The following is a 21,135-nucleotide window of genomic DNA, read 5'->3' as shown; positions in this document are numbered from 1 at the left end:
CTTCAGGCAAAGGACGCGTCCGGTTGCCCCGGCAGCACCCGCTCCACATAGGCCTTCAACGCATAGGTCGCCTTCGCCGCGTCGATGTCCAGCCGGGCGGGCGGGATCGGCGGCCCCACCTTCAGCTCGAATCGGCGACCGGTCTTGTTCAGCATCTCATGGAACAGGGTGACGTCCCTCAGCTCCTGCGAAAACCGGTCGAAGAGGTGGAACAGCCGGGAATAGGGCCCATCCACGTGGATCGGCACGATCGGCGCCTGATATTTCCTCGCCAGGGACGCCGCCGTCGTCGCCCAGTCGGGGTCGGTCAGGGAGCCGTCCTTCGACACCCGCGCCAACCGCCCCGCCGGGAACATCACGACGCAGCGTTCCGCCTCGAAGGCGTCCCGGGCGGCGTTCAGGGTCGCGCGGGTCTTCTCCCGGGTGCGTTTGGCCTCGACCCACTCCACCGGGATCACGCTCTCCCCCAGTCGGGGACTGACCCTCAGGGCGTCGGCGTTGGCGAAATAGATGGCGTCGCCGCGCGCCCGCTGGACCGCGGCGTGCACCGCCAGACCGTCCGCGATGCCCGTGGGGTGATTGGCCACCACCAGACAGCGGCCCGTGGCCGGAATCCGCTCCTCGTTCAGCACCCGCACGTCCAGCCTCAGCAGCTCCGACACATAGGCCAGGGCGTCAGGCCCCGACATGTGGGCGATGGCGTCGGCCATGGCGCGCGCCCGGCCGTAGCCCAGCACGGCGTAGAGCACGGGACGGACCAGGGGCCAGGCGGACGACGCCGTCAGCCGGGGCGCCCGCTCGGCGATGAGTTCGTCGACGATGTGCATCGGCGCGCCCCTCTCGGGCGCGGCGCGTCGGACGCTTTCAGGATCGACCAGGACCATCGCCCGCTTGTCGCCGCTTCGTGAGGGTCGGGCAAGCTTCCGCGCCGTGGCAGGGCCATGCTACCGATCGCGCCTCATCGTCGCGAGGGTCTCATGCGCCTGCTGTCCGCCGTCTCCGCCGCCGCCGTCCTGGCTTTCGCCGCCGCGTCCGCCTTGGCCCAGGACGCGGTCCAGGACGCGCCTCAGCCCTTCACCTATCGCGATCTGATCGAGCTGAACCGGCTGTCGGACCCGCAGGTCTCGCCGGACGGAAACTCGGTCGTCTACGCCGTGCGCGCCACCGACCTGGAGAACAACCGCGGCGTCACCAGCCTGTATCTGCTGCCGCTGAACGGGGGCGAACCGCGTCGGCTGGCGATCTCGGACGGGGGCGCCAACACCGCGCGATGGGGCCGGGACGGGCGACTGTATTTCCTGTCGGCGCGCTCCGGGTCCAATCAGGTCTGGATGACGGACGCCGATGGGGCGACCGCCGTCCAGGTCACCGACTTGCCGACCGACGTCCAGGCCTATCGCCTGAGCCCGACGGGGGACCGCATCGCCGTGTCCCTGTCCGCCCATCCCGACTGCCCGGACCTGGCCTGTTCGGTCGAGCGGGCGAACGCGCCGCGCATGGGCTCGGGCCTGACGTACGACCGCGTCTTCGTGCGTCATTGGGATGCGTGGGGCGACGGCACGCAGAACCACCTGTTCACCCAGGGCCTCGACGCCTCGGGCCGCGCGACCGGGCCGCTCGCCTGGGTGACGAAAGGCTTCGACGGCGACACCCCCTCCAAGCCGTTCGGCGACGAGAGCGAGTTCGCCTTCACGCCCGATGGCGCCTCCGTCGTCTTCGCCGCGCGCGAGGCGGGCCGGACCGAGCCCTGGAGCACCGACTTCGATCTCTACGTCACGCGGTCGAACGCCGACGCCGACGGGCGGTTCGAGAACCTGACCGAGGCCAATCCCGCCTGGGACACCGGGCCCGTCTTCTCGCCGGACGGGCGCACCCTCGCCTATCGCGCCATGGCCCGGCCGGGGTTCGAGGCGGACCGCTTCGTCATCCACCTGCGCGACGTCGCCACGGGCGCGGTGCGCGCCCTGGCCGCCGACTGGGACCGCTCGCCCGACAGCCTGACGTGGAGTCCGGACGGCCGCACGCTCTACGCGACAGCGCAGGACGTCGGCTCGACCCGGCTGTTCGCCATCGAGGTGGCGTCCGGCCGGGTGACCCCCGTCACCGGCCCCGGCCATGTGGGCGCGGTGCAGACCACGCCGCGCGGGCTCGTCTTCTCCCGCGACGCGCTGGACGCCCCGGCCGACCTCTACTTCAAGACCTATCGCGGCCGCGACGCGCCGCGCCGCCTGACCGAGGTCAACGCCGAGCGCCTGGCGGACCGCGCCTTCGGCGAGCATGAGCAGTTCAGCTTCCCCGGCTGGAACGGCGAGACGGTCCACGGCTTCGTGATCAAGCCCGTCGGCTACGTCGAGGGCCGCAAGTATCCGACCGCCTTCCTGATCCACGGCGGGCCGCAGGGGTCCTTCGGCGAGAGCTGGTCGTATCGCTGGAACCCGATGACCTACGCGGGCGCGGGCTATGCGGTGGTGATGATCGATTTCCACGGCTCGACCGGCTACGGCCAGGCCTTCACGGACTCCATCAGCGGCCACTGGGGCGACCGCCCGCTGGAGGACCTGCAGAAGGGCTGGGACCACGTCCAGCGCACCTACGACTTCGTCGATGGCGAGCAGGCCTGCGCGCTGGGCGCCTCCTACGGCGGCTACATGATCAACTGGATCGCCGGCAACTGGGCGGGCGCGTTCGACTGTTTGGTCAACCACGACGGCATCTTCGACACCTTCGCCATGGGCTATTCCACCGAGGAGCTGTGGTTCACCGAATGGGAGAACGGCGGCACGCCCTACGACGTCCCCGAGAATTACCAGCGGTTCAACCCCGCCAACCACGTCCGGAACTGGCGCGATCCGATGCTGGTGATCCAGGGCGACCTCGACTTCCGCGTGCCGACCACCCAGTCGCTGTCGACCTTCAACGCCCTGCAGCGGCGCGGGATCGAGAGCCGGCTGATCGTCTTCCCGGACGAGAACCACTGGGTGCTCAAGCCGCGCAACAGCCTTCAGTGGCACACCGAGGTGTTCGGCTGGCTGGACCGGCACCTCGACGGCCAGGCCGGACGCTGAGCCGCGGCGGCTTGGCGGCCCAGCGTCGCGTGCTAACGATGCGCCCCTGAAGATCGGATCGGGGAGGATCGGAATGCGTGTCGTCGTCGCCTTGCTGTGCGCAGCCCTCGCGTCACCCGCCGTGGCGCAGGAACCGGCCGCCCCGGCGCCCACGGCGTCCGGCGGCCTCAGCCTCGAGCAGCTGGCGATGATGGAGCGGGTCTCGGACCCGCAGCTGTCCCCGGACGGGCGACGGGTGCTCTACCATGTGCGCACCACCGACTGGGCCGGCAACCGGGGCGTGGGCGCCCTGTGGATGATCGAGGCGGACGGCGCGAACCGTCGGCTGCCGATCTCCGACGGCGGGGCCGCGAACGGCCGCTGGAGCGCGGACGGAAGGGCCGTCTACTTCCTCTCGAGCCGGGGCGGCTCCAGCCAGGTGTGGCGGACCGACGCCGAGGGCCAGGCCGCGACCCAGGTCACGACCGCGCCGGTGGACATCGGCGGCTTCCGCGTCTCCCCGTCTGGCGACGCGCTGATCCTGTCGGCGGCGGTCTTCATCGACTGCGCGGACCTCGCCTGCACCCGCGACAGGCTGAAGGCGCGGTCCGAGCGCAAGGCGACGGTGGAGAGCTACGACCGGCTGCCCCTGCGCCCCTGGGACAGCTGGAACGACGGACGGCGCAATCACCTGTTCCTCCAACCACTGAACGGCTCGGGGTTGGCCGAGGGCGCGCCGCGCGATCTCACGCCCGGCCTCGACGCGGACATCCCGTCCCGACCGCAGGGCGGCGAAGGCGAATACGTCGTGAGCCCCGACGGGCGCCATGTGGTCTTCTCCACCCAGACCCAGGGACGCGTCGAGGTCTTCACCAACAACAGCGACCTCTACCGCGTGGCGGTGGACGGCGGCACGCCGGTCAATCTGACGGAGCAGAACCCGGCCCCCGACTTCGCCCCGGCCGTCTCGCCGGACGGACGCCGCCTGGCCTGGCTGGCGGGCCGCCGCGAGAACGTCGGCGGCGATCAGGCGCGCGTCATGATCGCCGGGGCCGACGGCTCGGCCGCGCGCGTCCTCGTCGACGACTGGGACCGGGGGCCGGCGAGTCTCGCCTGGCGCTCGGACGGCCGCGCCCTCTACGCCACCGCCGCGGAGAACGGGCAGAACAAGCTGTTCGAGATCGACGCCGCCTCCGGTCGGGTTCGCGCCCTGACCGATCGCGGGACCGTGTCGGGCCTGGACGAGGCGGGCGGGCGGCTGGTGATGGCCTGGGACGCGTCGGACCGGCCCACCCAGATCGTCGAGGGCGCGCGCGCCCTGACCGACCACAACGCCGCGCTCCTGGCCTCGACCGCCCTGTCGACGCCGGAACCCTTCACCTTCGCGGGCTGGAACGGCGACACCGTGCAGGGCTGGGTCTACAAGCCGGTCGGCTGGCGCGAGGGCCAGACCTATCCCGTGGCCCACCTGATCCACGGCGGGCCGAAGTCGCCGTGGACCGACGGCTGGAGCTATCGCTGGAATCCGCAGGTCTATACGGCCGCGGGCTTCGGCGTGGTGATGATCAATTTCCACGGCTCGCCCGGCTTCGGCCAGGCCTTCACCGACGCGATCAACGACCACTGGGGCGACCGCCCGCTGGAGGACCTGGAGCGGGGCTTCGAGGCCGCGCTGTCCGCCAACCCATGGATGGACAGGGGGCGCGCCTGCGCGCTCGGCGCCTCCTACGGCGGCTACATGGTGAATATGATCGCGGGCCGGGCGCACGAGCCCTATCGCTGCCTCGTCAATCACGCCGGCGTCTTCGACGTGGGCATGCTGATGAACGCCATGGACATCGGCAACTTCATCTGGGAATTCGGCGGCCCCTCGTGGGAGCGGGCGGCCCTCTACGCCGAGATGAGCCCCAACACCTATGTGGGCCAGTGGGAGAAGCCGATGCTGGTGCTGCACGGATCGCGAGACTTCCGCGTACCCGTCGAGCAGGGCCTGGCCACCTTCTCCGCCCTCCAGCGCCAGGGGATCGAAAGCCGCTTCGTCCACGTGCCGGACGAGAACCACTGGATCCTGAAGCCGCAGAATTGGGTGGAATGGCAGCGGGAGATCCTCGACTGGACGACGCGCCATACGGCGGCGCCATAGAACCGCCGGCCTGTCGGGGCGTTAGTTCGTCGGGCTGAGCAATCTCGGGAGACGGGCGCGATGACCCCGGATCGGAACCCTGGCTGGCGCGCACGCTTCACGTCCGCCTTCGACCACGGCCGTCGGCGCTGGCCGCTGAAGCGTCGAGGAACCATCACCCTGGGGGCCCTGGCCGCGACCGGCCTGATCGGCGTGGCGGGGCTGAACGCCGTCGGGGCCGCGCTCGACGGGCGGGGCGGCGAGCCGAGCGGGCCGGGGCTGCAGATCGCCCTGTTCGACCCTCCGCCCCCGCCGCCCGCCGAGCCCGGCCCTCGACTGGAGGTCCTGAGGGATGCGCCCGACGGCTTCGAGCTTCCGCCGCCCCGGCCGGTCGAGCCTGTGGAGACGGCGATCCTCCCGCTCGACGCGCCGGACCCGCTGGACTTCGACGATCCGCTCGGCGGCGCGGCGTCCGCTCGAAAGCCGGCGGCTCCGCCGAGGGAGGCGCGGGTCTATCGCTCCGCCGGCGACGAGTGCAGCCACGCCCTCACCCGCGCCGAGGCCATGGTCTGTCGCGACGGCCGCCTGGCCGCGGCGGACCGCCGCCTGCGCCGGACGCTGGATGAGGCGCTGGACCAGGGTCGGGTCGAACCCCGTCGCCTGCTGCGCGATCAGGAGGCCTGGGAGCGGGCGCTGGACCGCGCCGCCGTCGACGGCCCCGGTGCGCTGGACCGGCTTTACCGTATCCGGCAGGCCGAGCTCGAAAGCGCACTGAACTGATCGGCTAGAGCAACGCCCCGGCCGCCCACCAGGCCGCGGCGAAGACCACGGCGACCAGGCAGGCGAGGCCGAACAGGCTCCGGCCCCCCTCGCCTCGGGGTCGCTCCGGCGGAAGCTGGACGGGCAACTGACGCATGGGCGCGGCCTCTGCAACGCGCCAGCATCCGCCCGTCACGCTTTACCTTTCGTTCACGAACGTGGTTGCTCGAGGAACCGCAGGGCCGTCAGCACATGGGCGCGGACACCCACCGGCAGGACCGACTCATTGACGTCGAACTCCGGCGAATGGTTCGGCGGCGAGGTCGCCGGATCGACGCCGTCGGCCGAGGCCCCAAGATGGTAGAAGACCCCGGGGATGCGCTGCTGGAAGTAGCTGAAGTCCTCCGCCACCGTCGTCGGCGGCGTCGCCGGATTGACGTTCTCCGCGCCCGCCGCCTCGCCCAAGACCGGCGCCAGCCAGGCGGACAGGTCGGGATCGTTGAACACCAGCGCCGCGTTCTGGCGGACGGAGAATTCGGCTTCGGCGCCATGGGCGTGGGCCACGTTCTCGATCGCCGCCTCGGCCCGCTGGATCAGGGCGTTGCGCTGATCGACGTCGAAGGTCCTGAGCGTGCCCGACAGCGTCGCGTCGCCCGGGATGATGTTGTAGCGCACGCCCGCGTCCAGGGTGGCGATGGTGAAGACCGTCGGCGTGGTGGTCGGATCGACGGTGCGCGCCGTCAGGGTGTTGACCGTCTGCACCACCGCCGCAGAAGCCGCGATCACGTCCACGCCCTTCCACGGCCAGGCGCCGTGGGTCTGACGCCCCGTCAGGCGGATGTCGACGCGGTCCGACGCCGCCATGAACCCCTGCGGGCGATAGAAGATCGTCCCGGGCCGCCCCGGCACGACATGAAGGCCGAAGATCGCCTCCGGCGCCGGGTTCTCCAGCGCGCCCTCCTCGATCATCAGCGCCGCGCCCCCCAGCGGCTCGCCGGGAGGCGCGCCCTCCTCCGCCGGCTGGAAGATGAACACCACCGTCCCGCTGATCCGGTCCCGCAGGCCGGTCAGCACCTCGGCGGCGCCCATCAGCATGGCGATGTGGGCGTCGTGACCGCAGGCGTGGGCGACGGGCACGGTGTTCCCCTGATAGGTCCCGGTGGCCGTGGAGGCGAACGGCAGGCCCGTCGCCTCCTGCACCGGCAGGGCGTCCATGTCCGCTCTCAGCGCCACGGTCCGGCCGGGCCGCGCGCCCCTCAGGACGCCGATCACGCCGGTCTTGCCGACGCCCTCGCGCACCTCCAGCCCCAGCGCCCTGAGGTGGGCGGCGACCACGCCGGCCGTGCGCGTTTCGGCGAAGCCCAGCTCAGGGTGCTGGTGCAGGTCGCGACGCCAGGCGACGACCTCCGGCGTCACCGCCTCGACGGCGCGGGCGACCTCGGCGGCGGCGACCTGGGCCGCGGCGGGTGCGGCCGCCGTCAGGGCGGCGAGGGCGAGGAGGGCGGCGGCGAGGGCGGGGTGGCGCATGGCGGGCTCCTGGAACAGCGGCCCCGCAGCATGGGCGGAACGAACACCGTGACGCAACCGCTTGCGACTGTCATGGAACGCCCGCATCTCAGGACCATGCCGCTCAAGACCGCCAAGACCCGCTGGCGCGAGGTCGTCCTCGTCTGCAGGAAGTGCCAGAAGAAGCTGGACGGCGGCTTCGGACCCGATGGGGATCAGAGCCTGAAGAAGGCGCTGAAGCGCTACCTCAAGCCCGAGATGAAGGTCGGCAAGGGGCGCAAGGCCGATCTCGCGGTCATCGAGACGGGCTGTTTCGACATCTGCCCCAAGGGCGCGGTGGTGGCGGTGAACGCCGCCCGGCCCGAGACGGTGCTGATCGTGCCGCCGGGCATCGATCTTCTCGAGCTGCGCCAGAAGCTGGGCGTGCCGGAACGTCGACGCCCGGCGGACACCTTCGAGATCGTGGCCCGCGACCCGGTGGACGCCGCGCGCCGCAAGGCCTAACCGGAGCGTGTGACCCTTCGCTCCACCGCCTTCGGCCTCCTGTTCGCCGTCAGCCTGATCGCGGCGGCGGGCAACATGGCGCTGCAGTCGGTGCTTCCCGCCATCGGCCGGGCGTTCGAGCTTTCGGACACCCTGGTCGCCGGCGCCTTCGCCATCTCGGCGCTGATGTGGACGCTCACCTCGCCCTACTGGGCGCGGCTGTCGGACCGGCTGGGCAGGAAGCGCGTCATCCTGATCGGCCTTTCGGGCTTCGTCGCCTCCATGGGCGCCTTCGGCCTGGCCGCCACCAGCGGGCTGGAAGGCTGGCTGGCCGCGCTGGTCGCCTTCACCCTGATGGCGGTGGCGCGCACCATCTACGGTCTGTTCGGCTCGGCCGCGCCGATCGCCTCCCAGGCCTATGTGGCGGACCGCACCAGCCGCCGGGCCCGCACCCGCGCCATGTCCATGCTGGCCTCGGCCCAGGGGCTGGGCACCGTGCTGGGCCCGGCGCTGGCGCCCTTCTTCGTCCTGCCGTTCGTCGGACTGGCGGGGCCCATGTACGCCTTCGCCGCGCTGGGCGCCGTTGTCCTGGTGCTGGTCTGGCGCCTCTTGCCGTCGGGCGGGGTGGAGCGCCGGCCCACGACGCCGGATACGCACAGGGGCCTGTGGAAGGATCCCCGCCTGCGGGACTTCCTGCTGTACGGCCTGCTCGTCACCGGGGCCCAGGCGGTCAACATCGGCGTGCTGGGCTTTCACGTCATCGACGAGCTGGCGGTTCAGGGCGTGGGGCTCGAGGCCGCCCAGCCCTTCGTGGGGATCGCCATGTTCGCCGGCGCCGCCGCCACCCTGATGGTCCAGTGGGGCGTGATCCCGCTGCTGCGCATGCAGCCGCGCGCCCTGATGCGCTGGGGCGCCGCCCTCGCCCTGGCCGGCAACGGCGTCAGCGTCTTCGCCGAGGGCTTCTACGGCGTCGTGGCGGGCTATGCGATCATTTCGATGGGCGTGGGGTTCGCCCGCCCCGGCTTCACCGCAGGCGCCTCGCTGGCCGCCCGTCCGGAGGAACAGGGCGCCGTGGCCGGCCTGATCATGGCGCTGGCGGGCCTCAGCTTCCTCGCCCCGCCGGTCGCGGGCGTCGCGCTTTACGAATGGGCCGAGCCGGCGCCGTTCTGGCTGAACGTCGTCCTCCTCGCCGTGTCGCTGGCCCTGTGCTTCATCAGTCCGGCGCTGAAGGACGGCGAGGGCCGCGCCGCCCCGACCCAGCCGGCCTCCCAACCGGGTCCGGAAGGCGCCGCTGTCGCACCGCCTTCCTCAGGCCGGATTAGCGTGTGAGAACAGCGCCATGAGCACCGTCATGAGAGTGGAGAGCCGGGTCGGCGTACGCGCGACCTCGGAGCGGATCTGGGACCTGTTCGCCGACTTCGGCGACTGGTCGCGCTGGAATCCCTATGAAGGCGATGTCCAGGGAACCCTCGGCATCGGCGCGCCCGTCGCCCTGACCGAACGCCTGCCGGGCCTGAAGGAACGCCGCGTCGAGGCGCGCCTGGGCGACTGGCAGCCCTACGCCCAGCTGGTCTGGCACGAGCGCCGCGGCTGGCAGTTCCGCGCCACCCGCTACTTCGAGATCGAGGAGCTGGAGCCCGGCAGCTGCATCGTCGCCAACGGCCTGATCGTCGGCGGCCTCGTCGGCGAATGGTGGTTCGACAAGCACCGCCGGAAGGTCAAGGAGGCCTACGCCGAGATCGGCGAGGCCATCCGGCGCGCGGCGGAGGGATAGAAGCTTTCTCCTCCCCCGCCTGCGGGGGAGGGGGACCGCCCGAAGGGGGGTGGAGGGGGCGAGTTCAGGCGCCGGCGCTCCCAGTCGCCCCCTCCACCGCTTCGCGGTCCCCCTCCCCCTCGCGAGGGGGAGGAGATGGTCGCGCGTCTTCATGCCCACCTCGCCGCTCTCATCACCCTGTTCCCACCGCTCGAACGCGCCTATCTAGACCCCCATGAAAGACCTCAACGCCCTGATGCAGCAGGCCCAGGCGATGCAGCAGAAGCTGCAGGACGCCCAGGCCAAGATGGCCGAGACCACCGCCGAGGGCTCCTCCGGCGGGGGGCTGGTGACCGTGGCGCTGAAGGGCCCGGGCGAGATCACCCGCGTCGCCATCGACGACAGCCTGATGGTCCCCGGCGAGACCGACATCCTGGCCGACCTGATCGTCGCCGCCCACGCCGACGCCAAGCGCAAGCTCGACGAGGAAAACGGGCGGCTGATGCGCGAGGTCGCCGGGCCGCTCGGCGGGATGAACATCCCGGGCATGCCGAAGCTGTTCTGACTTGGCCGCGACCGCCGGACCCGAGATCGAGCGCCTGATCGGGCTTCTGGCCAAGCTGCCGGGCATGGGCCCGCGCTCGGCCCGGCGCGCCACGCTCGCCCTCCTGAAACGCCGCGAGCAGCTCCTGGAGCCTCTGGCCCAGGCCCTGCGCGACACCGCCGACCGGGTCGTCTCCTGCTCGATCTGCGGCGCGCCCGACACCCGCGACCCCTGCGCCGTCTGTTCCGACGACGCCCGCGACAACGGGCTGGTCTGCGTGGTGGAGGAAGCAGGCGCCCTGTGGGCCATGGAACGATCCGGCGCCTTCCGCGGCAAGTACCATGTGCTCGGCGGGCTGCTCTCGGCGCTCGACGGCGTGGGGCCGGAAGCGCTCAGGGTCGGCGAGCTGGTCGGCCGCGCCCGCTCCGGCGCCGTGAAGGAGGTGGTGCTGGCCCTGCCCGCCACCGTCGACGGCCAGACCACCGCCCACTATCTCGCCGAACGCCTGAAGGAGTCCGGCGTCGAGATCACCTCGCTGGCCCGCGGCGTTCCGGTCGGCGGCGAGCTGGACTGGCTGGACGACGGCACCATCGTCCAGGCGCTTCGCGCCCGCCGGCCGGCGTGATAGTTTCCGGCCATGGCGGATGATCGCATCAGGCCCGATGATCTCTACGAGACGGACTTCGTCGCTTGGACAGAGGCGCAAGCGGACGCCCTGCGTGCGCGCCGGAGTGGTGGGAACGCGCTCGACTATGACCATCTCGCCGAGGAGATCGCGGATTTGGGCCGATCCGACGTCCGCGCCTGCCGCAGCCTGATCGACCGCATCGTCGAGCATCTGATCAAGCTTGAGGCCTTTCCCCACGATCAGGCTGTCCCGCACTGGCGGCGGGAGGTGCGGGTGTTCCGTCGCGATCTGGCCGACACCCTGACGGCGACGATCCGTCTTCGACTCGAGCCGAGACTGGCCGACGTGTTCTCCGCCATGCGCTCGGGGCTGATCGAGGACGGCTACGACCTGGCCGCGTTCGACCGGGAGCCCTACGGCTGGGAACAGGTCGTCAGTCCCAACTGGCTGCCGGGCGGCGACGGCTGAAACGTCCAGCCTTTCTCGCGCGCCGGACTCGCGCTAGGAACGGAGCATGAACGCTCTCGCGATCGCGCTCGCCGTCCTCTCCGCCGCCTTGGCCGGCGGCTTTCTGTGGGCCTTCCTCGGCTGGCAGCGGGCCAGGAGCGAGGTCGCGGCCGCCGAGCACCGCATCGCCCTGATCGAGGAGAGCCGGAAGGAGACCGCCGAGTTCATCAAGGCGCAGTCGGCGCAATCGGCGCAGGCGGTGGCCGAACAGCTGGTCCAGCGCGCCACCGAGACCTTTCAGGCCCAGGACCGCGTGGCCCGCGAGCGCATGGAAGCCCAGCTCAAGCCCGTCGCCGAGACGCTGAAGGCCTTTCAGGAGAAGGTCTCCCTGCTGGAGAAGGAGCGCGCCGAACAGGCGGGCGGCCTCAAGGCCCAGATCGACGCCCTGATGCGCGCCTCGGCGGAGACGCAAGGAGAGGCGAGGAAGCTGTCGGCGGCGCTCCGGCGCGGCGCGGGCGTGCAGGGCCGCTGGGGCGAGCAGACGCTCAGGAACGTGCTGGAGGCCGCCGGCCTGACCAGCCGGTTCGACTTCGAGGAACAGTTCAGCCTGGACACCGAGGAAGGCCGCCGGCGTCCCGACGTCAAGGTGCGCATGCCCGGCGGCGGCGTCTTCGCCATCGACGCCAAGGCCTCGTTGAACGCTTTCCTCGAGGCGCAGGAGGCCGCCGACGACGCCGCACGCGAACAGGCCCTGATCCGTCACGCCCAGTCGCTGAGGGCGCATATGAACGGCCTTTCGGCCAAGGCCTACTGGGACCAGTTCAAGGGCGAGGCCTCGCCGGATTTCGTCGCCATGTTCGTCCCCGGCGATGGCTTCCTCGCCGCCGCCCTGGAGCGCCAGCCGGACCTGCTGACCGAGGCCATGGACAAGCGCGTGCTGATCGTCACCCCGACGACCCTCTTCGCGCTCTGCAAGGCCGTCGCCTACGGCTGGCGCGCCGAGGAGCAGACGAGGAACGCCGACAAGGTGGCTCAACTGGGCCGCCAGCTCTATCAGCGCCTGTCGGTCATGGGCGGCCATGTCGAGGGCCTGCGGCGAGCGCTGGATCAGGCGGTGGGCAAGTACAACCAGTTCGTGGGCTCGCTCGAGAGCCAGGTCATGGTCTCGGCCCGCCGTTTCGAGGATTTGCACGTCGATCACGAGGGCAAGGATCTGCCGGAACTCGGCGCGGTCGAGCAGACGCCGCGCGGCCTGGCGCGACCCGAGCTGACGGCGCCCGACGCGCCCGACCGCCCGCGCCTGATCGCAGAGGGGTGACGCGCGCGCCGACGCCCGCCATAAGCGCGGCCATGACGGACCTCCCCGCCTCCCCCATGCCGACCGGCCAGCTGGTCGGCCGCATGATCGCCATGCCCGCCGACACCAACCCCGAAGGCGACATCTTCGGCGGCTGGCTTCTGGCCCAGATGGACCTGGCCGGCTCCACCCCCGCTTTCGACCTTGCGGGCGGGCGCTGCGCCACCGTCGCGGTGGACGCCATGGTGTTCCACCAGCCGGTGTCGGTCGGCGACGAGATCAGCCTCTACGCAGAGGTGTTGAGGACCGGCCGCACCTCGATCCGGGTCCGGGTCGAGGCCTACAAGCGCGGCCGCGCCTCGGACCACATCGTGCGCGTGACCGAGGGCGTCTTCACCTATGTGGCCATCGACGCGGACCGCCGGCCGCGTGCCCTGCCGGGGGTGGAGTAACCCACCTCCAGGGTCGGAAATCTTGACCCGGACGACCTCCGGGCTTACCTGCCGCCCATGGCCGTCCGTCGCATCCTGACCATTGACAACCCCGCCGACCTGCAGGTCCTGAAGCAGGTCTCGACCCCCGTCGCGGCGGTGGACGACGACGTTCGCGCGCTCATGGACGACATGCTCGAGACCATGTACGCGGCCCCCGGCATCGGCTTGGCCGCGGTTCAGATCGGCGACACCCGGCGCGTCGTTGTGATGGACCTCGGCGACGGCGAACCCGACCCGGACGCGGAAGACGGCGAGGACGCGCGCCGTCCCAACCCCCGCTACTTCGCCAACCCCGAGGTGCTGTGGGCGTCGGACGAGCTGTTCGCCTACGAGGAAGGCTGCCTTTCCATCCCGGAATACTTCGACGAGGTGAAGCGCCCCGCCCGCGTGCGTGTCGCCTATCTGGATCGTGAAGGTCAGCGGATCGAGGAGGAGATCGAGGGCCTCTACGCCGTCTGTTTCCAGCATGAGCTCGACCATCTGAACGGGGTGCTGTTCATCGATCACCTGTCGCGCCTGCGTCGCGAGCGCGCGGTGGCCAAGGTCAAGAAGACCCAGCGCGAAAGGGCCGCGGCATGACCCTCCGGCGCGGCGGCAAGAGCCGCATCATCGATCCGCGCGGCCGTCGTCGCCTGACCCGCAGCGAGCGGGTGGGCGTGGCGGGCGTGGTCACCCTGCTCGGCGTCGCCGCCATCGGGGTGATCGCGGGCGTCCTGCTGGATCGCCTGCTCGACTTCGACGACGCCCTGGACGCCGGCGGCGAGTGGGACGAGGGCGGCGGGACCTTCACCCGCTGGCAGTAGAAATTTCGCGCCGCATGCGTTACATGTAACGCATGTCCAGCTCCGCCAAGCGTGTCGCTCAGCACCGCGCCACGCTGCGCGCACAGGGCCTTCGTCCCGTGCAGATCTGGGTGCCGGACACCCGCGCGCCCGGCTATTGGGAAGCCATCGAGCGACAGCTCGCCGCTCTGAAAACCAGCGAGGCGGAGCGCAAGGCGTTGAAGGAGCTCGACGAGTTTCTCGACTGGGACGATGAGGATTGAAGCGCGGTGACATCGTCATCACCCTGGTGAAGGGCGAGTATGGCAAGCCGCGCCCCGCTTTGGTCGTTCAGAACGACCGGTTCAGCGCGCATACCTCGATGACCATCGCCCTGATCAGCGGCACGCTCGCCGAACTCGACGGCATCCGACTGACGATCGAGCCGTCGCCATCGAACGGGTTGCGCAAGCCCTCGCAGGTGCAGCTCGATCGCCTGCAGACCGTCCCCCGAGGCCGGATCAAGGATGTCGTGGGACGCCTGTCCGCCGAGGAAATGACACGCGTCGATCGTGGGATCGCCCTGTTCCTGGGCCTCGCCTGAGGGTAAATCCCCGCCATGCGTCTCGCCTTCATGGGCACCCCCGCCTTCGCCGTTCCGTCGCTGGCCGAGCTGATCGCCTCGGGTCACGAGATCGTGGCCGTCTATTCCCAGCCGCCCAAGCCGCGCGGACGCGGCCAGAAGCTGACGCCCAGCCCGGTCCAGGCCTTCGCCGAGACGATGGGTCTGCCGGTTTTCACCCCGGCGTCCATGAAGGCGCCCGACGCCGTCGAGACCTTCCGGGGTCTGGAGCTGGACGCGGCCTGCGTCGTCGCCTACGGCCAGATCCTGAAGCCCGAGGTGCTGGAGGCGCCGCGCCTCGGCTGCCTGAACCTGCATGGCTCGCTCCTGCCGCGCTGGCGGGGCGCGGCGCCCATCCAGCGGGCGATCATGGCCGGCGACCGCCAGACGGGCGTCCAGATCATGCGGATGTCCGAGGGTCTCGACGAGGGCCCCATCCTGCTGTCGGAGGTCATCCCGATCCACGCCGACGACACCTCGGGCACGCTCGCCGAACGCATGTCGACCATCGGCGCGAGCCTGTGGCCCCGGGCGCTGGCGGCGCTGGAGCGGGGCGGGGTCGTCCCTCAGCCCCAGGTCGGCGACGCCACCTATGCGAAGAAGATCAGCCCCGCCGAGGCCCGCATCGACTGGTCGCGCCCCGCCGCCGAGGTGGACGCCCACATCCGGGGCCTGTCGCCCGCCCCCGGCGCCTGGTTCGAGGCGCCCGGCCCCGACGGTGCGGTGCGGATCAAGGCTCTGTTCTCCCGCCTCAGCCTGAAGGGCTCGGGCGCGGCCGGCGAGGTGTTGGACGACCGCCTGCTGGTGGCCTGCGGCGACGGCGCGGCCGTGCGCCTGCTCAAGGTCCAGCGCGAGGGCCGGGCGGCGCAGGACGCCGAGGAGATGCTGCGGGGGTTTCCCATTCCCGCTGGGGCGGTGCTCCCCTCAAGCAGCGAGCCCCCGCGGGGCGAGCGGTAGGGGAGCACGAAACATGCCCCGCTATCGACTGACGGTCGAGTACGACGGCTCGGCCTACAACGGCTTCCAGGTCCAGGCCGGTCAGCCGACGGTCCAGGGCGCGATCGAACGCGCGATCACCGCCTTCAGCGGCCAGACCGTGCGCATCGCCGCCGCCGGCCGCACCGACACCGGCGTGCACGCCACGGGCCAGGTGGTCAGCTTCGACCTGGACAAGGCCTGGCCCGCCGCGACCGTCATGAACGCGCTCAACGCCCATCTGGTGGAGGAGGCCGTCGCGGTGCTGGACGCGTCGGAGGTCGATGCGGCGTTCCACGCCCGCTTCTCGGCGACCGGCCGGGCCTATCTTTACCGCGTGTTGAACCGGGCGGGACGCCCGGCGCTCGATCTGGGGCGGGTCTGGCACGTGAAGGGCGCGCTGGACGTGGAGGCCATGCGCGCCGCCGCCGCCCATCTGGTCGGCCAGCACGACTTCACCACCTTTCGCGACGTCAACTGCCAGTCCGCCTCTCCGGTGAAGACACTCGACGTGGCGGACGTCGCGCGCTCCGGCCACGAGGTGCGGCTGGTGTTCGAGGCGAGGAGCTTCCTGCACCGCCAGGTGCGGTCCATGACCGGCAGCCTGGTCCAGGTGGGCCTCGGCCGCTGGAGCCCGGATGACCTGAAGGCGGCGCTCGACGCGCGCGACCGGAGCGCCTGCGGCCCGGTCGCGCCGTCGGACGGTCTTTATCTGACCGGCGTCAGTTACTGATCGGACGTCAGTTCCGGGCTTCGTTCGAGGCACCGGTGACCGCGTCGCCCGCGGCCGAGACGTCGCGGCCGATGCCGGCGACGGTGTTGCAGGCCGACACGGCCAGGGCGGCCCCGAGGGCGGCGAGAATGACGAGCTTCTTCATGGCGGGTCTCCGCGTGTGAGTTGAACCGTGGCCGTTAACGCCAAGCGTGGCCATACGGTTGCACCGCCCGCACTCGGTCGCGTGGCCAACGCGCCGCATCCTCTGCTAAGTCCCCCGCCATGTCCCAGCCGCCCAACACCGCCGCCCGCCGCCTTGTCGAGACCCTGATCGTCAACGGGATCGACAAGGTCTTCTGCGTGCCGGGCGAGAGCTACCTGGCGGTGCTGGACGCGCTGGCCGACGTGCGCGACCGCATCCAGGTGATCACCTGCCGCCACGAGGCGGGCGCCGCCAACATGGCCGAGGCCTACGGCAAGCTTACGGGCAGGCCCGGCGTCTGCATGGTCACACGCGGACCCGGCGCGACCCACGCCTCGATCGGCGTGCACACGGCGCACCAGGACTCCACGCCGATGATCCTGTTCGTGGGCCAGATCGCCCTGAAGGACCGCGGCCGCGGCGCCTTCCAGGAGGTCGATTACCGCGAGGTGTTCGGCGGCCTGGCCAAGTGGGCGACCGAGCTGGAAAGCCCGGATCGGACCGTCGAGATCGTCGAGCGGGGGATCGCCACGGCCCTGCAGGGCCGGCGCGGCCCCGTGGTCATCGCCCTGCCAGAGGACATTCTCGAAGAAGACGGCGGCCCGGCGCCCGCCGGCCCCGTGGTTCCGGCCCGCGCCGCGCTCGACCCCGCCCTCCTCGCGGACATCGGCGCGCGGCTGGCCCGGGCGGAGCGGCCCCTGATCGTGGTCGGCGGCTCCGGCTGGAGCATCGAGGCCGCCCATGCGCTGGCTGACTGGGCCGAGCGGCTGGGCGTGCCGGTCTCCGGCTCGTTCCGGCGCAAGGACATCATCGCCAACGACCGGCCGAACTACGCCGGCGACCTGGGGCTGGGCTGCAATCCGAAGCTGATCGCGCGGGCGCGCGCCGCGGACCTGATCATCGCCGTCGGCGCCCGGCTCGGCGAGAACCCGACCCAGGGCTATACCCTGTTCGACCGCGACCACACGGCCAAGGTCCTGGTCCATCTGCATCCAGGCGCCGAGGAACTTCACCGCGTCTGGCCCGCGGCCCTCGCGGGAGTCGCCGACAACAGCCTGGCGGCGCTGGCGCTGACGACGTTGGAGCCCGGCCGGACCTGGACCGAGGGCGCGGACGCCCACGCGGACTACATCGCCTTCTCCACCCCGGTCGCCGTGACCGGCGCGGTGAACCTGTCGGAGTGCATGGCGCACCTGAACACGGCCCTGCCGGCCGATGCGGTGATCACCAATGGGGCGGGCAACTTCGCCGCCTGGCTGCACCGCTTCTATCGCCACAGGGCCTGCCGTACCCAGCTGGCGCCCACCTCCGGGGCCATGGGTTACGGCTTTCCGGCCGCGCTGGCGGCCAAGGCCGTCCACCCGGAGCGGGAGGCGGTGTGCGTCGCCGGCGACGGCGATTTCCTGATGACGGCCCAGGAGCTGGCCACCGCCGTCCAGCACGGGCTGAACGTGGTCGTCATCGTGGTCGACAACGGGACCTACGGCACCATCCGCATGCACCAGGAGACCCATTATCCGGGCCAGGCGCGGGTGATGGCCACCGACCTGACGAACCCGGACTTCGTCAGATACGCCGAGGCGTTCGGCGCCTTCGGGGTGCGCTGCGAGACCACCGGGGACTTCCCGGCGGCGCTGGACGCGGCGCGGGACGCGGCCAGGGGCGGTCGTCCGGCGCTGGTCCACCTGATCACCTCGGCCGAGGACATCGCACCCGGCCGCACGCTCACGGCCCTGCGCGGCGGCTGATCCCGCTTGCCAGGGGCGCGCCGTCGAGGCGAAGGTGCGGCCCTCCGAAGGGATCGAGGAAGCGTCCATGCGTAAACTGCTCACCGTCGCGGCGGGGGCCGCCGCCCTGCTGCTCGCCGCCGGAACGCCGGTTCTGGCCCAGAACGGGCCCGCGGCGGCGGCTGAGGCGACCCAGGACGCGGAGCTGAACGCCTTCTTCGAACAGGCCTTCCAGGCTCGCATCGCCCTCAGCCCGCAACAGATGACGTCGCTGGGCCTGAAGACGGATTACGACAAGCTGGACGACGTGTCCGCCGCCGCCGCGGACCGCGCGCTGGCGCTGCAGGAGACGCAGCTGGCCGAGATGCGCGGCCGCTTCAATCCGGACCGCCTGAGCGCCCAGGCGCGACTGTCCTATCGCCTGTTCGAATACGGCGTCGAACAGGCCCGGCGGGGCGCGCGCTGGCGCGACTGGGGCTTCCAATTCGCCGCCAACGGCAACCCGACCACCGGCCTGCCGGTCTTCATGATCAACAACCACCGGGTCGGATCGGTCGAGGACGCGGAGGCCTATGTCTCCCGCCTGACCGAGGTCGAGCGCTACATGGGTCAGGTGGTCGAGACGCTGAACGCCCGCGCCGACGCCGGGGTGATCTCGCCCCGCTTCGTGTTCGAGCCGTCGGTGGCCGCGACGCTCGCGGTCATCACCGGGGCGCCCTTCGACGACGGGCCGGACAACCCGGTCTGGGCCGATTTCCAGCGCAAGGTCGCGGCGCTGGACGCCCCCGAGGCCGAGAAGGCCCGGCTGATCGCGGCCGGTCGCGACGCCCTGACGGGGCCCTTCCGGCGCGGCTACGAACAGGTTCTGACCGCGCTGGACGCCGTGGCCGAGCGCGCCGACTCCGACGCCGGCGTGTGGCGGCTGCCGGACGGCGAGGCCTACTACGACGCCCGTCTGCGGCTCTCGACCACCACCGACCTGACCGCCGACCAGATTCACGAGATCGGCCTGGCGGAGGTCGCCCGCATCCAGGCCGAGATGGAGGCGATCAAGACCGAGGTCGGCTTCGACGGCACGCTCCAGGAATTCTTCACCTTCGTGAAGACCGACCCGCGCTTCCAGTATCCGAACACGGCGGAAGGGCGCGAACAGTATCTCGCCGACGCCCGGGCCTTCGTGGCCCAGGTCATGGCCGTGGGCCCGCGGTGGTTCCGTGACCTGCCCGAGGCGCCGCTCGAGGTGCGGGCGGTGGAGCCCTGGCGCGAGGCCACCGCCTCGATCGCCTTCTACAACTCCCCCGCCCCGGACGGGTCGCGGCCCGGCATCTACTACGTCAACCTCTCGGACATGACCCAGGTGCTGAAGCCCCAGATCGAGGGCATCAGCTATCACGAGGGCGCGCCGGGCCATCACTTCCAGATCGCCTACGCCCAGGAGATGGAGAACCTGCCGCGCTTCCGCCGCTTCGGCGGCTACGGCGCCTACGCCGAGGGCTGGGGCCTCTACGCCGAGCGGCTGGGCCGGGAGATGGGCTTCTACCAGGACCCCTATTCGAACTTCGGCCGGCTCTCGACCGAGCTGTGGCGCGCGGTTCGGCTCGTCACCGACACGGGCCTTCACGCCAAGCGCTGGAGCCGCGAGGACGCCATCGAATACTTCCGCGCCAACTCGCTGCTGTCCGAGCGCGACATCGTCAAGGAGGTGGAGCGCTACATCACCAACCCCGGCCAGGCGACCAGCTACAAGATCGGCGAGCTGAAGATCATGGAGCTCAGGGACCGGGCCCGCGCCGAGCTCGGCGACCGCTTCGACATCCGCGACTTCCACGCGGTGGTGCTGGGCTCCGGCTCCATGCCGCTGGACGTGCTGGAGGACGTGGTGAACGCCTGGATCGCGAGCGGCGGCGGCGATCCGACGGCCTCGTAGAAGAAGGTCGTCATCCTCGGGCTTGACCCGAGGATGACGTGACTGGGCGAGCCTCAAAGCCCCGCCCGGCGGGCCCTGGCGGAGACCTCGAGCAACAGGCGTTCCGCCAGCAGCTGGTCGGGCGAGCCGGTGGAGCGCACGGCGGCGTCGGTCGCGTAGACGCTCTCGTGCACCTCCTCGAGCAGCTCCAGCCGCCAGGATCTGGCCTGGCGCAGCATCTCCGCCTCCTGCTTCCAGAAGACGCCGGCGGCCTTGGCGGCCTCCTTGGGACCCGCGCCGTTCGCGGTCAGCACCGCGATGCGGCGCAGCTTCTGCAGGTGGAGGCTGAGCTGGCGCAGCGCCGAAACAGCGCTCTCGCCCTCGGCGAAGGCCCGGCGCAGCGCCCCTTGCGCCTTCTCCGCCCGGCCGCCGAACGCGTCCAGCGCCGCGTCCTGCAACGAGGCGTCCGGCTCCACGCCGAGGTGCGCCTCCAGCCCGTCCAGATCCAGCGTCCGGCCGCTGCCCGGCCCGATGTAGAGGGCCAGCCGCTCGATCTCCTGACGCATCAGGCCCCGCTCGCGCGGCAGCCGCGCCACGAACCGCTCCAGGGCGTCGGACGTCAGGCCGACCTTGTCCGCCGCCAGCGCCTCGCGCGTCATGCGGGCCACATCCCCGGTCTCGTCCTCGTAGCAGGCGATCGCGGCGGCCCCTTGCGCCGCCTCCGCCGTCTTCCTCAGCGCGGAGTCGCGGCCGAGCGCATCCGTTTCGATGACCAGGAGCGTCTCGGGGTTGAACTCGCCGTCCGCATGGCGCTTGACGGCGTCCGCCAGCGCCTTGTCGATCCCGGCCTTGGCCGCGCCCAGCCGAACCCGCACCAGCCGGCGCCCGCCCATCATGGACATGGCCGCGAGCGCGTCCTCCAGCCGGCCGTCGCCGGCGTCCAGGTCCGCGTCGGTCAGCAATGTGACGTTGAAGGGGTCGTTCAGATCCTTGACGACGGTCCTGCCCAGCGTCGTCGCCCGCTCGCCCACGCCCGACCGGTCCTTGCCGTGCAGCAGCACAGCCCTGACCGCCGGATCGGGCCGCGCCAGGAAGCGATCCACCTCCGGCCGCTTGGCCAGGATCATCTGACGAAGCCCTTCTCCCCTCG

The 21,135-nt window shown here is 71.3% G+C and carries 24 protein-coding genes; 19 read left to right on the top strand and 5 right to left on the bottom strand.

Features of this window, described 5'->3' with window-relative positions:
- Positions 1-2: 2 nt before the first annotated feature.
- A complete protein-coding gene (locus ACFFGE_RS07600) occupies positions 3-827 on the bottom strand; it encodes a lysophospholipid acyltransferase family protein (RefSeq protein ID WP_376835712.1) in 825 nt (274 codons plus the stop codon).
- A gap of 150 nt (positions 828-977) precedes the next feature.
- On the opposite strand from ACFFGE_RS07600, the gene ACFFGE_RS07595 reads away from it, so the two are divergent.
- From ACFFGE_RS07595 to ACFFGE_RS07585, 3 genes are all read left to right on the top strand, one after another.
- Positions 978-3,065 carry a S9 family peptidase gene (locus ACFFGE_RS07595; protein ID WP_376835711.1) on the top strand — a complete coding sequence of 696 codons (2,088 nt, stop codon included), beginning with the start codon at positions 978-980 and terminating at the stop codon, positions 3,063-3,065.
- A gap of 73 nt (positions 3,066-3,138) precedes the next feature.
- The gene (locus tag ACFFGE_RS07590; protein ID WP_376835710.1) at positions 3,139-5,187 is read left to right on the top strand and encodes a prolyl oligopeptidase family serine peptidase; all 2,049 of its coding nucleotides are present in this window, start codon (positions 3,139-3,141) and stop codon (positions 5,185-5,187) included.
- Between the two features lie 60 nt (positions 5,188-5,247).
- Positions 5,248-5,946 (top strand): lysozyme inhibitor LprI family protein, encoded by a 699-nt coding sequence (locus tag ACFFGE_RS07585; protein ID WP_376835709.1) that lies wholly within the window; start codon positions 5,248-5,250, stop codon positions 5,944-5,946.
- A 4-nt stretch (positions 5,947-5,950) separates the two neighbouring features.
- Here the strand turns inward: ACFFGE_RS07585 and ACFFGE_RS07580 are convergent, their stop codons facing one another.
- Positions 5,951-6,082 carry a hypothetical protein gene (locus tag ACFFGE_RS07580; protein WP_376835708.1) on the bottom strand — a complete coding sequence of 44 codons (132 nt, stop codon included), beginning with the start codon at positions 6,080-6,082 and terminating at the stop codon, positions 5,951-5,953.
- Positions 6,083-6,135: 53 nt separating this feature from the next.
- Entirely contained in the window at positions 6,136-7,452 is a 1,317-nt protein-coding gene (locus ACFFGE_RS07575) for an amidohydrolase (protein WP_376835707.1), read from the bottom strand.
- A 72-nt stretch (positions 7,453-7,524) separates the two neighbouring features.
- Here ACFFGE_RS07575 and ACFFGE_RS07570 point away from each other — a divergent pair, with 72 nt between their 5' ends.
- From ACFFGE_RS07570 to truA, 14 genes are all read left to right on the top strand, one after another.
- Positions 7,525-7,935 carry a hypothetical protein gene (locus tag ACFFGE_RS07570; RefSeq protein WP_376835706.1) on the top strand — a complete coding sequence of 137 codons (411 nt, stop codon included), beginning with the start codon at positions 7,525-7,527 and terminating at the stop codon, positions 7,933-7,935.
- Between the two features lie 9 nt (positions 7,936-7,944).
- Positions 7,945-9,243: an MFS transporter gene (locus ACFFGE_RS07565; RefSeq protein WP_376835705.1), complete on the top strand. Its 1,299-nt coding sequence runs from the start codon at positions 7,945-7,947 to the stop codon at positions 9,241-9,243.
- 10 nt (positions 9,244-9,253) lie between these two features.
- Complete coding sequence (locus ACFFGE_RS07560) at positions 9,254-9,688, top strand: SRPBCC family protein (RefSeq protein WP_376835704.1); 435 nt, start codon at positions 9,254-9,256, stop codon at positions 9,686-9,688.
- A 214-nt stretch (positions 9,689-9,902) separates the two neighbouring features.
- On the top strand, positions 9,903-10,232 hold the full coding sequence (locus ACFFGE_RS07555) for a YbaB/EbfC family nucleoid-associated protein (protein WP_376835703.1): 330 nt from the start codon (positions 9,903-9,905) through the stop codon (positions 10,230-10,232).
- Position 10,233: 1 nt separating this feature from the next.
- Entirely contained in the window at positions 10,234-10,836 is a 603-nt protein-coding gene (gene recR, locus ACFFGE_RS07550; protein ID WP_376835702.1) for a recombination mediator RecR, read from the top strand.
- A gap of 12 nt (positions 10,837-10,848) precedes the next feature.
- Positions 10,849-11,307 (top strand): DUF29 domain-containing protein, encoded by a 459-nt coding sequence (locus tag ACFFGE_RS07545; protein WP_376835701.1) that lies wholly within the window; start codon positions 10,849-10,851, stop codon positions 11,305-11,307.
- Positions 11,308-11,353: 46 nt separating this feature from the next.
- Positions 11,354-12,604: a DNA recombination protein RmuC gene (locus ACFFGE_RS07540; protein ID WP_376835700.1), complete on the top strand. Its 1,251-nt coding sequence runs from the start codon at positions 11,354-11,356 to the stop codon at positions 12,602-12,604.
- Between the two features lie 32 nt (positions 12,605-12,636).
- On the top strand, positions 12,637-13,035 hold the full coding sequence (locus tag ACFFGE_RS07535) for an acyl-CoA thioesterase (RefSeq protein WP_376835699.1): 399 nt from the start codon (positions 12,637-12,639) through the stop codon (positions 13,033-13,035).
- Positions 13,036-13,092: 57 nt separating this feature from the next.
- Positions 13,093-13,656, top strand: a complete 564-nt coding sequence (gene def, locus ACFFGE_RS07530; protein ID WP_376835698.1) for a peptide deformylase — start codon at positions 13,093-13,095, stop codon at positions 13,654-13,656.
- Positions 13,653-13,880, top strand: coding sequence for a hypothetical protein (locus tag ACFFGE_RS07525; RefSeq protein WP_376835697.1), 228 nt, complete (start codon positions 13,653-13,655; stop codon positions 13,878-13,880). Before def ends, ACFFGE_RS07525 begins: the two co-directional genes overlap by 4 nt.
- A gap of 32 nt (positions 13,881-13,912) precedes the next feature.
- Positions 13,913-14,122, top strand: coding sequence for an antitoxin MazE family protein (locus ACFFGE_RS07520; protein ID WP_376835696.1), 210 nt, complete (start codon positions 13,913-13,915; stop codon positions 14,120-14,122).
- Positions 14,119-14,442, top strand: a complete 324-nt coding sequence (locus tag ACFFGE_RS07515; RefSeq protein ID WP_376835695.1) for a type II toxin-antitoxin system PemK/MazF family toxin — start codon at positions 14,119-14,121, stop codon at positions 14,440-14,442. Before ACFFGE_RS07520 ends, ACFFGE_RS07515 begins: the two co-directional genes overlap by 4 nt.
- A 15-nt stretch (positions 14,443-14,457) precedes the next feature.
- Positions 14,458-15,417 (top strand): methionyl-tRNA formyltransferase, encoded by a 960-nt coding sequence (gene fmt / locus ACFFGE_RS07510; RefSeq protein ID WP_376835694.1) that lies wholly within the window; start codon positions 14,458-14,460, stop codon positions 15,415-15,417.
- Between the two features lie 13 nt (positions 15,418-15,430).
- Entirely contained in the window at positions 15,431-16,168 is a 738-nt protein-coding gene (gene truA / locus ACFFGE_RS07505) for a tRNA pseudouridine(38-40) synthase TruA (RefSeq protein ID WP_376835693.1), read from the top strand.
- Between the two features lie 7 nt (positions 16,169-16,175).
- Here truA and ACFFGE_RS07500 read toward each other — a convergent pair whose 3' ends face one another.
- Positions 16,176-16,313 carry an entericidin A/B family lipoprotein gene (locus ACFFGE_RS07500; protein WP_376835692.1) on the bottom strand — a complete coding sequence of 46 codons (138 nt, stop codon included), beginning with the start codon at positions 16,311-16,313 and terminating at the stop codon, positions 16,176-16,178.
- A 119-nt stretch (positions 16,314-16,432) separates the two neighbouring features.
- Here ACFFGE_RS07500 and ACFFGE_RS07495 point away from each other — a divergent pair, with 119 nt between their 5' ends.
- Together ACFFGE_RS07495 and ACFFGE_RS07490 are read left to right on the top strand one after the other, a co-directional pair.
- On the top strand, positions 16,433-18,100 hold the full coding sequence (locus tag ACFFGE_RS07495; RefSeq protein WP_376835691.1) for a thiamine pyrophosphate-binding protein: 1,668 nt from the start codon (positions 16,433-16,435) through the stop codon (positions 18,098-18,100).
- A 67-nt stretch (positions 18,101-18,167) separates the two neighbouring features.
- Positions 18,168-20,006 (top strand): DUF885 domain-containing protein, encoded by a 1,839-nt coding sequence (locus tag ACFFGE_RS07490; protein ID WP_376835690.1) that lies wholly within the window; start codon positions 18,168-18,170, stop codon positions 20,004-20,006.
- A gap of 53 nt (positions 20,007-20,059) precedes the next feature.
- On the opposite strand, the gene holA is transcribed toward ACFFGE_RS07490, so the two are convergent.
- On the bottom strand, positions 20,060-21,112 hold the full coding sequence (gene holA / locus ACFFGE_RS07485; RefSeq protein ID WP_376835689.1) for a DNA polymerase III subunit delta: 1,053 nt from the start codon (positions 21,110-21,112) through the stop codon (positions 20,060-20,062).
- Positions 21,113-21,135: the final 23 nt, after the last annotated feature.

It is taken from the genome of Brevundimonas balnearis, from assembly GCF_042434805.1.
GTDB classification, from domain to species: domain Bacteria; phylum Pseudomonadota; class Alphaproteobacteria; order Caulobacterales; family Caulobacteraceae; genus Brevundimonas; species Brevundimonas balnearis.
This window is presented reverse-complemented; position numbering and strand designations above follow the sequence as displayed.

Coding starts and splice junctions, on each gene's coding strand:
- ACFFGE_RS07570 (WP_376835706.1), top strand. CDS start 7,525: ATGGAACGCCCGCATCTCAGGACCATGCCGCTCAAGACCGCCAAGACC.
- ACFFGE_RS07585 (WP_376835709.1), top strand. CDS start 5,248: ATGACCCCGGATCGGAACCCTGGCTGGCGCGCACGCTTCACGTCCGCC.
- ACFFGE_RS07600 (WP_376835712.1), bottom strand. CDS start 827: ATGCACATCGTCGACGAACTCATCGCCGAGCGGGCGCCCCGGCTGACG.
- ACFFGE_RS07555 (WP_376835703.1), top strand. CDS start 9,903: ATGAAAGACCTCAACGCCCTGATGCAGCAGGCCCAGGCGATGCAGCAG.
- ACFFGE_RS07490 (WP_376835690.1), top strand. CDS start 18,168: ATGCGTAAACTGCTCACCGTCGCGGCGGGGGCCGCCGCCCTGCTGCTC.
- holA (WP_376835689.1), bottom strand. CDS start 21,112: ATGATCCTGGCCAAGCGGCCGGAGGTGGATCGCTTCCTGGCGCGGCCC.
- fmt (WP_376835694.1), top strand. CDS start 14,458: ATGCGTCTCGCCTTCATGGGCACCCCCGCCTTCGCCGTTCCGTCGCTG.
- ACFFGE_RS07595 (WP_376835711.1), top strand. CDS start 978: ATGCGCCTGCTGTCCGCCGTCTCCGCCGCCGCCGTCCTGGCTTTCGCC.
- truA (WP_376835693.1), top strand. CDS start 15,431: ATGCCCCGCTATCGACTGACGGTCGAGTACGACGGCTCGGCCTACAAC.
- ACFFGE_RS07535 (WP_376835699.1), top strand. CDS start 12,637: ATGACGGACCTCCCCGCCTCCCCCATGCCGACCGGCCAGCTGGTCGGC.
- ACFFGE_RS07580 (WP_376835708.1), bottom strand. CDS start 6,082: ATGCGTCAGTTGCCCGTCCAGCTTCCGCCGGAGCGACCCCGAGGCGAG.
- ACFFGE_RS07520 (WP_376835696.1), top strand. CDS start 13,913: ATGTCCAGCTCCGCCAAGCGTGTCGCTCAGCACCGCGCCACGCTGCGC.
- ACFFGE_RS07495 (WP_376835691.1), top strand. CDS start 16,433: ATGTCCCAGCCGCCCAACACCGCCGCCCGCCGCCTTGTCGAGACCCTG.
- ACFFGE_RS07590 (WP_376835710.1), top strand. CDS start 3,139: ATGCGTGTCGTCGTCGCCTTGCTGTGCGCAGCCCTCGCGTCACCCGCC.
- ACFFGE_RS07540 (WP_376835700.1), top strand. CDS start 11,354: ATGAACGCTCTCGCGATCGCGCTCGCCGTCCTCTCCGCCGCCTTGGCC.
- ACFFGE_RS07575 (WP_376835707.1), bottom strand. CDS start 7,452: ATGCGCCACCCCGCCCTCGCCGCCGCCCTCCTCGCCCTCGCCGCCCTG.
- def (WP_376835698.1), top strand. CDS start 13,093: ATGGCCGTCCGTCGCATCCTGACCATTGACAACCCCGCCGACCTGCAG.
- ACFFGE_RS07500 (WP_376835692.1), bottom strand. CDS start 16,313: ATGAAGAAGCTCGTCATTCTCGCCGCCCTCGGGGCCGCCCTGGCCGTG.
- ACFFGE_RS07560 (WP_376835704.1), top strand. CDS start 9,254: ATGAGCACCGTCATGAGAGTGGAGAGCCGGGTCGGCGTACGCGCGACC.
- ACFFGE_RS07545 (WP_376835701.1), top strand. CDS start 10,849: ATGGCGGATGATCGCATCAGGCCCGATGATCTCTACGAGACGGACTTC.
- ACFFGE_RS07525 (WP_376835697.1), top strand. CDS start 13,653: ATGACCCTCCGGCGCGGCGGCAAGAGCCGCATCATCGATCCGCGCGGC.